Origin of the sequence: Dyella terrae (assembly GCF_022394535.1) — a bacterium.
Lineage (GTDB): Bacteria > Pseudomonadota > Gammaproteobacteria > Xanthomonadales > Rhodanobacteraceae > Dyella.
This window is the reverse complement of the sequence record NZ_CP089414.1, coordinates 632652-645262: the sequence shown is the minus strand read 5'-3', so window position 1 is coordinate 645262 and position 12611 is coordinate 632652. Positions and strand designations below refer to the sequence as shown.

The following is a 12611-nucleotide window of genomic DNA, read 5'->3' as shown; positions in this document are numbered from 1 at the left end:
CTTCAGCCATGCAGGCCTTGCCATGCGCCAGAACATCAGCGATCTGCTCGCCTTTCTTGCCGTTGCCCGAGAACGCAGCTTTACGCGCGCTGCAGCACAACTGAGGGGTTTCTCCGTCGGCACTAAGCCACACACTGAAAGGACTGGAGAGCCGATTGGGCGTGCGCCTGCTGACCCGCACTACGCGCAGCGTCGCACCCACGGAAGCCGGCGAGCGACTGCTTCAAACCATTGGGCCACGCTTTCAGGACATCGAGCATGAGCTCGCCGCATTGACCGAGCTGCGCGACAAACCGGCAGGCACCATCCGCATCACGGCCACAGACTACGCCACCAACAAGGCGCTTTGGCCAAGACTGGCGAAGGTACTTACCCAGTACCCGGACCTGAAGGTGGAGATCGTCATCGACTACGGTCTGGTCGACATCGTGGAACAACGATTCGACATCGGTGTGCGCCTTGGCGACCAAGTCGCCAAGGACATGATTGCCGTGCGCATCGCACCCGACATGAAAATGGCCATCGTCGGCTCGCCGTCCTACCTGACGAACAGAGAGGCTCCCCGTTCGCCCGCCGACCTGACGGCGCACAACTGCATTGGTCTAAGACTTCCAACGCATGGCGGGGTTTACGCGTGGGAACTGAAAAAGGGAAAACGCGAACTGCAGGTCCGGATCGATGGTCAACTCACCTGTAATGGTTCTTACCAAATGCTCCGTGCCGCCATCGACGGCGTCGGACTCGCCTTTCTACCCGACGACATGGTCGCGGAGCACGCCAATGCCGGGCAACTTGTGCGGGTACTGGAGCCGTGGTGCTCCACGTTCCCCGGGCTGCATATCTTTTATGCGAACCGCCGGGAGATGTCGCGCGCCATGAGCGTTGTCATCGACGCGTTGCGCTATCGCGCCTGATGCAGCACCGCTTGCACAGTCAACCTTATAACCAGCTTAGAAATACAATTAACAACTCTTATAATTCTCTTAGAAAATCCATTTAACAAAACTTATAATCGTCTTAGCGAAAATAAATACGATTATTAACCATATTATCGAATAATCATTTTGTTGCTAAGTTGTCATATGCCCGGACTACGGTGTCGCCCCGTTAAGACACCCTCTAATCCATCCAACGGGCACTCCATGACACGGCACACTTTGGCGCTACTCGGGCGCTCCCGCACCACGCTCGCACTCTGCCTGGCCGCCGCGATTGCCTCACCCGCATGGGCTGGTGACAACGCCGCCACCGACACCAGTGCTACGCCGCAGCAGGCCAAGAGCCTGGATGCCGTGCAAGTGACGGGCACCGACACCGTGACCAATGTCGCCCTGTCGCAAGGCTCCATGGTGGCCACGCAACCGCAATCGATCATCGGCCGCACTTACATCCAGGAAAACGTTCCGCCCACCGGCGACTACACCGACATCGCGTCCATCGCGCCGAGCGTCTACACCGTGACGCCGAACGGCTCCGGCCTGATGGAAGCGGCAGTCGTCTCCATCCGCGGCTTCCAGGACGGCCAGTACAACGTGACGTTCGATGGCATTCCGTGGATGGACTCCAACGACTTCACGCACCACTCCACGTCGTACTTCACGAATCAGCAGACCAACTCCGTCACAGTGGATCGCGGCCCGGGCACGGCCGGCACGCTTGGCAATGCCACGTTCGGTGGCACTATCTCGGTGGATTCGCTCAACCCGCAGAAGCAGTTCGGCATCAACCCGTACATCAGTTACGGAAGCTGGGACACGGCTGTGGAAGGCGCGACCATCAACACGGGCGCCTTCACCAACAGCGGCACCAGCGCGGTGATCAATCTGCAGAACAGCTCATCGGACGGCTATCTCACCTATTCCGGCCAGCGTCGCCAGACTGTTTTCGCCAAAGTGGTTCAGCCGCTGAGCGACAACACCACGCTGACCTTCGTCGGCATGGCGAACTACCTGAACCAGTACATCCCGCCCGGCGCCACCAAGGCGCAGATCGCGCAGCACGGTGTCAACTACGCCCTGAATGACGATCCGACCAGCCAGTCCTATTACGCCTACAACAAGGACGAGATCAACACCAATTTCGGCTATATCGGCCTGCATTCGGAGTTCGACGGCTGGACGATCGACAACAAGGCTTACACCTACGGTTACAACCACTTCGGCTTCAACGGCGAAGATCCGAACGGCGAGACGCCGAACGGCACGTTCTATGGTGCCGACAATGTTCCCGGCCAGCACATGCGTAACACGAACCGCTCGTGGGGCGACATTTTCCGCGTAGGCAAGGAACTCGGCCCAGGCGAGTTGCGCGCCGGTGTGTGGTACGACCACCAGGACGACATCCGCTGGCTGTATGAGTTCGACGACACGCTCAACCAGCTCAATCCCGTGGTCAACCCCGGCGCGCCCACGCTGCAGGATGCAGCGGCAGACCGCCGCATGAATGACACGCTGATCACGATCCAGCCGTTTCTCGAATACCAGTGGAACATCACTGACAACGCGTATGTCATTGGCGGCGTGAAGTACAACAACTTCGAGCGCGATCTGGACGCCTCGGTGAACCAGAAGACGGGGACACCGCTCACGTACTCCAAGAAGTGGGAAGCCACCCTGCCGTCGACCTCCTTCCACTATGCGTTCACCTCCAACTGGACGGCTTATGCGCAGTGGGCCAAGGGCTATCTGGCACCCAACCTGAATTTACTGTACGTGCCCAACCCGGCGGTTTCCGATAGCGCAGTGGCGCCGGAAAAAACCACCAACATCCAACTTGGTACCACCTGGACCACTGACCGCCTGACGCTGTCGGGTGACGTGTACAAGATCGACTTCAACAATTTCGTGCAGAGTCACAAGGTCGGCGGCATCACCGAGTTCTACAACGGCGGCGGCGTGCATTACAAAGGCCTGGAGTTGGAAGGCACGTACATGCTTGGCGCCGGCTTCAGCATCTACGCCAACGGCTCGCTCAACCGCGCGATCCAGACCTCGGACAACCAGTGGAACGCGAACACGCCCCACAAGACCGCCGCGATGGGCTTTACCTACAGCGACGGCGCCATCTACGCATCGCTGGTCGATAAGTTCGTCGGCAAGACCTACTACACAGCCAACGCGGAAGACGACACGCCGATTGGCGGCTATGCCATCACCAACTTTGCCGCCAGCTACAAGTTTGACCCGCACATGGCCAACGTGAAGGACTTCAAGATCGGCGTGCAGCTCAACAACCTGTTCAACAACACCCACATCAACGCCCTGGCCGGCACCACGGGTGCGGACGGCACGCCGCTGTACTGGACCATCCCTGCGCGCAACTTCAACTTCACGATCTCGGCCGACCTGTTCTGATGAAACGACCTGCACTCTTATTGCTGGCGCTTTTGGTCAGCCAGTCCGTGATGGCTGACGGTGGTGATTCGGATCACGCACTCATCGCACTGTCGACCGTGTTACCGCCCCCGCCGGCCGCAAGCTCGACGGAGGCGCACCAGGATCTACAAGCAGTGCTTGCCGTGCAGCAATCCCGATCCGCCGACGAACAGTCGGCGGCCAAGGCGGACACGGATCGTTCCGTATTTCGCTTTGCGGACGCACTCGATTCGACGATGCCACCGGCCTCCTTGCCGAAGACCACCGCGTTCTTTGAGCGTGTCGCCAAGTTGGACAAAGCCGAGGTGACAGATGCCAAGCTGTACTGGCGACGGCCCCGCCCCTCGGTAACATCTGACCAGGTGCATCCGCTATCCAAGGAGAAGCCGGACGACTGGAGCTATCCGAGTGGACACGCCACGTTCGGCTATACCACGGCGATTTTGCTGGCCAACATGGTGCCGGAGAAGCGCGCGGAGATTTTCGCCCGCGCCAACTTGTACGCGCAGCACCGCGTGGTGATGGGTGCGCATTTCCCGAGTGACGTGGAAGCCGGCCGGCTGGCGGGAACCGTGATCGGTGCAGAGCTTTTGCATCAACCCGATTGGCAAACGGACTACCAGACGGCGCGTGCGGAACTGCGCGCGGCGCTGCATCTGCCCGCCACGCCCGCGCAAACCCTCTGACACAACGGCCCACGCCGATCGAACAAGGGACGCAGCGTCAGAGACGCTGCGGATAGATCACTGACAATGCCGCGGTAGCGCGCATCTTCTGAATAAATGCGCTGACGGCCGCCGAACGCTCCTGCCGACGAAAAATACCCGCCACACCGGAGATAACCGGCTTTCCGGCAAGCGGCTTGAAGCGCACGCCCGGCATGTCGATGACATCCTTGAGCACACTGGGAACAATCGCCACGCCCGCGCCGACCGACACCTGGGTGAGCACGGCGATCAAACTGCCAGGCACGGCACCGATGCGAGGCGTGAAGCGGCCGCGACGCCCTATCTCATACGTACCCAAGGGTTGCTCGGGAACGATGAAGGTTTCGCCCGCCAGCGCCTTGGCGTGAAGCGGGCCTGCCACCTTCAACAGCGCATGCCTGGACGGTAACACCGCGCAGAACACATCGTGCACAAGCGCATGCGCCATGAGCGCACTCGGCAACTGCATCGGTATGCGAACGAAACCGATATCGACCCTACCCTGCTCCAGCATGCCGGGCAATTCGTCCATAGGTTGTTCCGTCGCCACGATCTCGACATCAGGCCGGGCGGCACGAAAACGCTGAATCTGCGTCTGTAGCGCACCGGAGTAGGCAGCCGAACCCACGTAGCCGATCTCGATCCGTCCTATCTCGCCACGCCCCGCGCGCTGTCCGACACTTTGCGCCCGCTCGAACTGCGCCAGCGCTAACCGGGCTTCACCAAGAAACGCTTCGCCAGCCGGCGTCAATGCCACCGATCGCTTGGACCGCGTGAACAGCCGGGCCCGCAGCGTGTGCTCCAGCTCCTGGATCTGCACGGTCAAGGTAGGCGCCGAGATCCCCAGGCGCTCCGCCGCCCGCGCAAAATGAAGCTCTTCCGCGACAGCGATGAAGTACCGCAGGTGCCGAAGCTCCATGCCCAGTGCCTCATTATTAGGTGGTACCTAATTGTATGCCCGGAACGCCGCAATGAAATGAAATCGTCGAAGCGCTTGAATAGCACGACCAAGCCGACCGAGACCGACCCATGAATGTCCGCTTCTGCTCCATGGCCGCCGCCACCTTGTTGAGTACCGCAGCCGCCCTACTGCCCGCGGTAAGCGTTGCCAGCAACCTGCCCTTGCAACCTGTGCTCACACTGGATGCGGCCAAACGCATCGCCGACGGCGCGCAGGCCAAAGCCAAGGCGCAAGGCTGGCCCTGTGTGATTTCCATCGTCGACGCCAGCGGATTGCCGATCATGCTGGTGCGGATGGACGACGCTGCCGTGCTTGCCGGCGTTGACCTGGCCCCAGGCAAGGCGCGAACGGCCGCCTTGTTCCGTCGACCGAGCGGCGCACTGGAAGATGCCGCCAATGGCCAACGACCTGCCGTGCTGTCCGCACGAGGTTATGTACTCATGCGTGGCGGCCTGCCTATCGAGGTGAACGGCCGTATCGTTGGCGCCATCGGCATCTCGGCCGATACGCCGCAGCATGACGAAGAGATCGCCAAGGCTGGCATTGCTGCGCTGGCAAACGGCTGAAACGATCCATAAGGACTTTGCACGACATGAAGCCCCACACCCACACTGAACGCGTCGCCATCTTCGATCTCGACGGCACCCTCGTGGACTCCGTGGATGGCATCACGAACGCCGTCAACCGGAGCCTTCAGACCAACGGCATCACGCCATTGCAGCGCGACGAGGCCATTCCGCTGCTTGGTGATGGCCTGGCGGCATTCGGCCGCCGTGCTTACGCCTTGCGCGGGGCGTCACCGTCCACGCAAGACATCGACGATTTCCTGCAGGACTATCTGAACCATCCACCGGGCGGCGCGGCGTTGTATCCGAACGTCCGCGTCACGCTGGATCACCTGGCGCGAAGCGGCTGGCGTCTGGCGGTATGCACCAACAAGATTGAAGCCGCCGCGCTTGCCCTCCTCGACAATCTGAACGTGCTCGATCGCTTCGACGTGGTCTGCGGCGGCGATACGGTGGAGCGACAGAAGCCTGACGCCGGACATATTCACGGCACACTGCAACGCGCCGGGCTCACCGGTCTTCCTGCCGTCATGATTGGCGACAATCTCGTTGACCTCGCCGCTGCTTCCGCCCACGGTATTCCGGCCATCTTCGCTAGCTGGGGATATGGGCGGTTGCCGCCTGATGTTCATGCGCCCTTTACGGCTACGCAATTCTCGCAGTTACCCCAACTGCTCGATGCAGCAACGGCGCAAATTTCACCCTAGCGTCTCTCGATTTGATCCGGACCGCCCCCATAATCAGGAGCCGTTGATTCACCTTGCGCCGTCTACTCCGTGTCCCAATTCTCCCTGTTCGCCCAATGCCCGCTCGTACTGCTGGATGACGCCAGCGGCCGGATCACGTACGAAGAAGACGTCATCGACGCGCCGGAGGCCGCCCAATGGCACGAGCGTCTGCTCGACAGCCCCTTCTGGCGACAGCAGCGCCGCATGATGTATGAGCGGGAGCTGGATGTGCCGCGCCTGACCGCCCACTTTTTTGATGACACGCCCGACCTACCATGGCCACTGGGCACCGCACTGGATCGCGTCCGCAACCTGACCGGCGAGTCATTCAACAGCATCGGCCTGAATCTGTATCGCAACGAACACGACAGCGTGGCGATGCATAACGATCGACTGGACGATCTGCAGGAGGGCCAATCGATCGCCCTGCTTTCACTAGGCGCCACGCGGCGGATGCATATCCGAAGCAAGAAGCGCGCTGCGTCCCGACGCCTCGATCTCGACCTGGCAGCCGGCAGCCTGCTGCTGATGGACTGGAATACGCAACTGCACTACGACCACGGCATCCCCAAGCAGAGCCACCCGATCGGCCCGCGCATCAGCATCGCGTTCCGTATGCGCAAGCCAGCGTGAGACGGCGTGCGCGTGATCACGTATCGCCCGCATTAAACTCGGTTCATACGATTCCTTGATCTGGCCATCACCGTCGCCCTCGCTACCATGCCTGCAAGCGCCACGCCGGCGCTGGCGAGGGAAAAGCGCATGCGACCATGGGCTACGCGGGAACGGAGCATCCCATCACTCGCCGAACGGCCAGCCTTCGATGAGGCTGTGGCGATCTATACGCGAAAGGTGGCGGACTGCAGGCGTCGCCGACTCGGCGCGGACCTGTTACTGGTGCTTGCCTGCCTGATACTGCTTGCCAGCGGATTGTTTCCGCCGGTGCTGCGCTTCGCCGCGCTGCCACTTACCTTCGGCGTGGCCTGGGCGGGCATCCACCTGGGTGAACGGGCGAGCCGGGCGCGGGCGCGACTTCACTGGTGAGATGGCACGCCTATTTCAGTTCAGCGCACGCCACGCCAAGGCGCTATCCGGGAAAAAACGAGCAAGCGGCAAGCCAACCGCCTCGCAGGCATCCATCACGTAGCGTAAGGAGTGCGCTGCGTCGCCTCGCTGAAGCACCGCCGGCACGTTGAAGACCTCGTATTCGATGGCCTCGAGCAGCCGCAAAGACCACTCGTAAAGACCGTCCCCCTGACTCTCGAACCCTTGCCGCACCCAGTCGCGCAGAGAATGCAGCACGAACCCCTCGCGATCGGCGATCGCGCGCAGCTCCGCCGTCACGTCCGCCTCCACGCCACGAAACCATTCACTGTAGCCGGCCGCCGCATCCGGCACGGCCAGCGGTGGCGGCGAACGATGCTCGGCATGCCGCAGAATAAGGTCGCGCTCGATCCGGCGTGCCTGCGCTAACCGCTCGGTTTCCAGCAAGCACCCGCGATCGAGATCGAACACATCGAAAAACCGCCGATGCAAGGTGCGCAGGCGAACCAGCGGCTGCCGCGAGAAGCCAACCTTCAGCAGATCCTGCTCGCGCCAGGGAAGCATGTAGACGTAGGTACGCCCTTTGCCGAGCGTCCTGGGCATAAGGAACTCGTCCATGCTCACGATAGTGTCATTAAACGCGCGTCACCGCAGGCAACGCGAGCCGACGAGTGTGCCTCAAGATGCAGGCGAGGCAGCCAGCCGCTCGCGGAAGGCAGCGAGATCCAGCCTCTCAATGTAATGAGGGATGTTCTTCCAGATGGAATGGAAGCCATAGCCGCCATGCAGCAGCTCGTCCAGGGCTTCTTCTTTGCTCCAGCCCTGATAGATCATGCGGTACATCGCCGAGACCAGGCCAGTGCGGTCCGCACCATGCTGGCAGTGGATCAACACGGCGCCATAGGTTTCCGCCGTACGAATGTGGCGCAAGGCTTCCTCCACTTCGCGGTCACGGATGCGCCACGTATGCATCGGAATCCTGTGTCGGCGCATGGCCGCCTCTTCCAGCAGCCGCCAGTCTGAATGAAACGCACGGAAGCTGATGACCGTGGCAACACCCAATGATTTCAGCAGATCGATGTGACCTTTGAGCGGCTGCTCGCTGCGATACAGCGAGTCGGTCATGCGGTGAAGGTTCCCGCTTCGATCGACAACGGAAGCCCAGCGTGGATTGCGTTCGGCAGTCATAGAGGTCTTGTGCAATAGGCGTGTCGGCAAGATAACGCCACCCATGCGGATAGCGTCCGCACCGACACATGCCAGTGATTCAGAGGTAACGGCTTCGTTTCGGCCGGCTGGACAGATAGAACATCAGCAAAGCAACAGCGAGATACACCCAGTAATCCGTCGGCGCCGGGCCCAACCAATGCTTATGCCAAGGAACCCACTGTGGCGAAAAGTGCCCCAGGCCGAAGGCTGGGTTCAATGCGAACCAGAGAAAATCCTCGCTGACCCAGAACATCATGACGCACCCGATCACCCGCGCCTCCGCCCGCCACGACCAATGAGCGTCGAACGCCAGCGGAAAATGGAAGAACAACGCCATGCAGGGAAAGACCCATGCGTGGTAGCCGGTCATCGGGCGCCCGCCCCAGAAAAGATCGAGCATCCAGTGATGCTCGATGCGCCAGGTCGGAAGATTGGCGGCCCATCCGGCAGCACCTTCGATCTGCACCTCCACCTTCGCGAAGAAGAAGGAGAGCAGCAAGGTCCACAGAACAGCAAACACGAGCGCCCGTCGCGACTGAAAACCCTTGGCCATCAACCCGCGCGCCCGGCGAGATCGGCAAACACCACGTCCAGCACAGCGCCAGCGGCCTGCGGGCGACCCAGTGCCTTGGCGCTACGCCCCATCGCGGCGAGCTTGTCCGGGTGCCGGACCAGATGGCGAACGCGATAGACAAGACCAAGCTCGTCGACCGCCTTCAGCGCGGCGCCCTGCTCCAGCAGGTAATCCGCGTTGTGCTCTTCCTGCCCGGGAATGGGCGCATTGACGATCATCGGCAAGCCCACGGCGAGGCATTCGGACGTGGTCAAACCGCCGGGCTTGGTGATGACGGCGTCGGCGCAGGCCATCAGCCGCTCCACTTCCTGCGTAAATCCCTGGGGAAACAGACGTTGCGGGTACTGTTCCGCCAAGGTCTTGAGCGCGGCCAGTGCCTTGGCGTTGCGGCCAGCGAGCACGATCAACTGGAAGTCGCCCTCGGCAGACAGAAGCTCTTTCGCGACGCCATCCAGGCCACCCACGCCCGCACCACCACCCATGAGCAGAAGGGTCTGTCGTGCCGGATCGAGCCCGAACTGCGCAGCGCATGCCGCGCGCTCCAGCGGTCGCGAAAAGGCAGGCATGATCGGAATGCCGGTGACGTGGATCTGCTCGGCAGGGATGCCATTAGCCCGCATGCGGAAGGCGATTTCGTCATTGGCCGCAAAGTAGCCGGTCATGAGCGGGATCACCCACATCCGGTGCAGATCGAAATCGGTCACTTGCACCCATACCGGGACATGTAAGCGATCGCGGCGGATTTCGTGCATCAGGAGTTCGGCGGGAAGGAAGTGCGTGCAGACGATCGCATCCGGGCCAAATTCCTTGATGGCTTTGAGCAAGGCGCGCGTACTGAGGCGCTCCGTCGTGCGGCGGACCTTTTGCACCAGGGCCGTCGGCTTCATGTCCGAGCTGCTCTTATAGAGCATGCCCCACAGGGTCGGATGCGCATTGACCAGCTTGATGTAGGAGTCGGCGTAGATCGCGCGGAAACTGTCCGGCACATAGTCCATGACGTCGAGATGCAACGTCGACACATCCTCGTAGCCATCCGCGCAGGTGCGCAGCGCTTCGGCGGCGCGCACATGACCGGCGCCTGCGGAAACGCTCAAAAGTAGAATTCGCTTGCTCACTCAGTGTCCTTCCCGGTGTGGTAACGATGCTGGCCCCGGATGGATCACTGGACGCCATGCAGGCGCCCACAATAGCCGGGACCAAGGCAAAAGCCTGGCCGATGATGCTAACCGCTAAGCCATGGGCCCTGCACCGCCCCCGCCAGAGCACCGACCCAATGCGGCCCAGACACGCTATCCGTCGCAGGATTTTGCCGGCGAGCCCCTGACGGGCACCCGCACGGACACGGCGACAATGCCCCGCCGATCCGCGCAGGTCGCTACCCTAGCCCCAAGCAGAGTCGCCTCAATGCCGGGGCCATAGCCCTACTAAGCTGAACGCGGCCACCGCCACGCGTACCAGACGATCAACAGGGAAAGCACGATCTCGATGACGCCGAGAAACAGATAGAACGTCCAGGCACCCGGCATCGACACGGCCATGATGATCGCGTAGAGCAGGCCCAACACCACGTTCACCACCCGACCTGCCAGCGGCCTCATCACCAGCGACAGAAAGACCATCACGCTGGGCACTGCCATCAGGATGGAGGTGCCCAGCAGCACGCCCTGCGTCGTGGGCCCGAGCGGCCCCATTTTTCCTTCCAGCATGCTTTGCAATGTGCCTGGCTGAAAGAGCCCGAAATAGTCGCCGTAGATGTAGCAGAACATCAGGCTTGCCCACAGCGCGGCAAGCTTCAATTTGACGGGAACCTTCCAATCCTCAAGGGCTGTCTTTCCAGATGCGGGAGATGCCATGCGTGTGCTTCCTTGTCGATATGTCTGTATGGATCCATGGGACACAAAACGGCGCGGCAATGCGTCAGCCTTCCTTGCCCAGCCTCAGGTCATTGAATTTCCGCCGCTCGATCAACGCGCTGACCTTGCCGTGCTCGTCGCGCTGGAAGACCAGCAGGTTGCGCTCGTCGTCGGTACCCATGAAGACATCCTTCGCCACGGGCTGCAGCGTGTTCACGGGGCCGCCGGGTCGCGTCACGTAACCAAGCACGCCATGATCGACGGAGACGACCCATGCGCGCCCCGGCGCATAGCGAAAGGTGCCCACGTAGTCATCCAGCACGAGGCCGGGAACGTCCAGCCTGGACGGTGGCGTGGGAATGGTGACGTCCTGGGCGCCAGCCAGTTTCCATTGACCACCCTGCTTAACGAAGGTGAGCAGCGACCGGTAGCGCACCACGAACGACTGGCCAAAATAGGATTCGCGCTCGTACTCCTCGACACTAAGCAAGGCACTGTCGCCGTGCAGCCAGGCATGCGGATCGCGCATCTCCATGCTGCCGGTGACGCCAGAGGGAAAATGGCGCAGCGATGCAATGGTGTCGGCCTTGCTCGCCACCCGGCCGAACTCGTCGATGATTACCGCGTCGTCCGTGACCCATTGCTCCCAGGGCGTCTTGTCGCCCACTGGCAACGCATCCATCAGTGCTTGAGTGGTTTTGACCAGCACATCGCGCAAGGCTGCTGGCGCTTCTTCGGCATGCGCCGACACCACAACCATGCCCAAGGCCAAAAGCCCGCCTGTCAGTAGTTTTCGAATCATGACCCTCTCCCTGGCGTAGAGCATGCGCCGGCAAGCGGGGACGCACCCGTGCATGAAGTCATCGTGGACAGCCGGGGCAGCACCTGCGCGCAAATCTGACGCAGATCAAGGCGCGACGACCAGGACTGCTGTTGGTGCTCTACACCGCCCTGCAGCTGGTCGCCTTGATTCGCATAGCCGGCGAATACATGTCACCACCGTGGCCGTGGTACATCGCCGCGGCAGCGCTCTGGCTGCTTGCACTCACGCCCTGGGTGGCGCGATCGTTATGGATGTACCTCACGCCAGGGCGCGATGGCGCACCGGGCTAGCACGCCTCACTGAGACGACGTTCACTCATGGCACTTTTCCCTGCTGCAAACGAGGTCGGCATCGCGACGCTGGTCGACCGCTTCTACGACAAGGTCCGCGCAGACGAGGAACTGGGCCCGGTGTTCAACACCGCTATTCACGACTGGACCGCGCACAAGCACACGCTGCGCGACTTCTGGTCGTCCCTCATCTTGCGCACCGGGCGATACCACGGCAATCCAATGGGCGTGCATCGCGCGCTGCCTGCGTTTCCACAGGCGCTGTTTCACCGTTGGCTGGCGTTGTGGGGTGAAACTGCCCGCGAGGTCTTCGACCCGCCCACGGCCGAGCTTTTCATCAGCACGGCCGAGCGTATTGCCCAAAGCATCAGCCAGGGCATCGGCCATGGCCGGCTGGCACTGGAGCACCCGTCCCGGATCCTGGGACCACTGCATATCACATCGTAACGAGAGTACACTTTACAAATGAGAATAGATCGCAT

The 12611-nt window shown here is 61.5% G+C and carries 15 protein-coding genes and 1 pseudogene; 9 read left to right on the top strand and 7 right to left on the bottom strand.

Annotated elements, in window-relative coordinates:
- Positions 1–22 precede the first annotated feature (22 nt).
- The 3 genes and pseudogenes from DYST_RS02610 (at position 23) to DYST_RS02600 (ending at position 4060) form a co-directional block, all read left to right on the top strand.
- A pseudogene (locus DYST_RS02610) lies at positions 23–914 on the top strand (LysR family transcriptional regulator).
- A gap of 228 nt (positions 915–1142) precedes the next feature.
- Entirely contained in the window at positions 1143–3353 is a 2211-nt protein-coding gene (locus tag DYST_RS02605) for a TonB-dependent receptor (RefSeq protein ID WP_239949822.1), read from the top strand.
- Positions 3353–4060 (top strand): acid phosphatase, encoded by a 708-nt coding sequence (locus DYST_RS02600; protein ID WP_239949820.1) that lies wholly within the window; start codon positions 3353–3355, stop codon positions 4058–4060. The genes DYST_RS02605 and DYST_RS02600 overlap by 1 nt, the downstream gene beginning before the upstream one ends.
- 37 nt (positions 4061–4097) lie before the next feature.
- On the opposite strand, the gene DYST_RS02595 is transcribed toward DYST_RS02600, so the two are convergent.
- Positions 4098–5000 carry a LysR family transcriptional regulator gene (locus DYST_RS02595; RefSeq protein ID WP_239949819.1) on the bottom strand — a complete coding sequence of 301 codons (903 nt, stop codon included), beginning with the start codon at positions 4998–5000 and terminating at the stop codon, positions 4098–4100.
- Between the two features lie 110 nt (positions 5001–5110).
- On the opposite strand from DYST_RS02595, the gene DYST_RS02590 reads away from it, so the two are divergent.
- From DYST_RS02590 to DYST_RS02575, 4 genes are all read left to right on the top strand, one after another.
- Positions 5111–5608 (top strand): GlcG/HbpS family heme-binding protein, encoded by a 498-nt coding sequence (locus DYST_RS02590; protein ID WP_239949817.1) that lies wholly within the window; start codon positions 5111–5113, stop codon positions 5606–5608.
- 26 nt (positions 5609–5634) lie between these two features.
- Entirely contained in the window at positions 5635–6315 is a 681-nt protein-coding gene (locus DYST_RS02585) for an HAD family hydrolase (RefSeq protein ID WP_239949815.1), read from the top strand.
- A 69-nt stretch (positions 6316–6384) separates the two neighbouring features.
- Complete coding sequence (locus DYST_RS02580) at positions 6385–6969, top strand: alpha-ketoglutarate-dependent dioxygenase AlkB (RefSeq protein ID WP_239949814.1); 585 nt, start codon at positions 6385–6387, stop codon at positions 6967–6969.
- 129 nt (positions 6970–7098) lie between these two features.
- Positions 7099–7380, top strand: coding sequence for a hypothetical protein (locus tag DYST_RS02575; RefSeq protein ID WP_102304613.1), 282 nt, complete (start codon positions 7099–7101; stop codon positions 7378–7380).
- A gap of 15 nt (positions 7381–7395) precedes the next feature.
- On the opposite strand, the gene DYST_RS02570 is transcribed toward DYST_RS02575, so the two are convergent.
- The 6 genes from DYST_RS02570 to DYST_RS02545 all read right to left on the bottom strand — a co-directional run bounded on the left by DYST_RS02570 (position 7396) and on the right by DYST_RS02545 (position 11818).
- Complete coding sequence (locus DYST_RS02570; RefSeq protein ID WP_239949812.1) at positions 7396–7983, bottom strand: GIY-YIG nuclease family protein; 588 nt, start codon at positions 7981–7983, stop codon at positions 7396–7398.
- Positions 7984–8058: 75 nt separating this feature from the next.
- Positions 8059–8505, bottom strand: a complete 447-nt coding sequence (locus DYST_RS02565; protein WP_239949810.1) for a tyrosine-protein phosphatase — start codon at positions 8503–8505, stop codon at positions 8059–8061.
- 142 nt (positions 8506–8647) lie between these two features.
- Positions 8648–9142, bottom strand: coding sequence for a hypothetical protein (locus DYST_RS02560; RefSeq protein ID WP_102304616.1), 495 nt, complete (start codon positions 9140–9142; stop codon positions 8648–8650).
- The gene (locus DYST_RS02555) at positions 9142–10278 is read right to left on the bottom strand and encodes an MGDG synthase family glycosyltransferase (RefSeq protein ID WP_239949809.1); all 1137 of its coding nucleotides are present in this window, start codon (positions 10276–10278) and stop codon (positions 9142–9144) included. Before DYST_RS02555 ends, DYST_RS02560 begins: the two co-directional genes overlap by 1 nt.
- A gap of 309 nt (positions 10279–10587) precedes the next feature.
- On the bottom strand, positions 10588–11016 hold the full coding sequence (locus tag DYST_RS02550; RefSeq protein ID WP_102304618.1) for a DUF6326 family protein: 429 nt from the start codon (positions 11014–11016) through the stop codon (positions 10588–10590).
- Positions 11017–11080: 64 nt separating this feature from the next.
- The gene (locus tag DYST_RS02545) at positions 11081–11818 is read right to left on the bottom strand and encodes a DUF4440 domain-containing protein (RefSeq protein ID WP_239949807.1); all 738 of its coding nucleotides are present in this window, start codon (positions 11816–11818) and stop codon (positions 11081–11083) included.
- Positions 11819–11952: 134 nt separating this feature from the next.
- On the opposite strand from DYST_RS02545, the gene DYST_RS02540 reads away from it, so the two are divergent.
- Together DYST_RS02540 and DYST_RS02535 are read left to right on the top strand one after the other, a co-directional pair.
- A complete protein-coding gene (locus tag DYST_RS02540) occupies positions 11953–12129 on the top strand; it encodes a hypothetical protein (protein WP_239949805.1) in 177 nt (58 codons plus the stop codon).
- 27 nt (positions 12130–12156) lie between these two features.
- Entirely contained in the window at positions 12157–12576 is a 420-nt protein-coding gene (locus DYST_RS02535) for a group III truncated hemoglobin (protein WP_239949803.1), read from the top strand.
- Positions 12577–12611 lie beyond the last annotated feature (35 nt).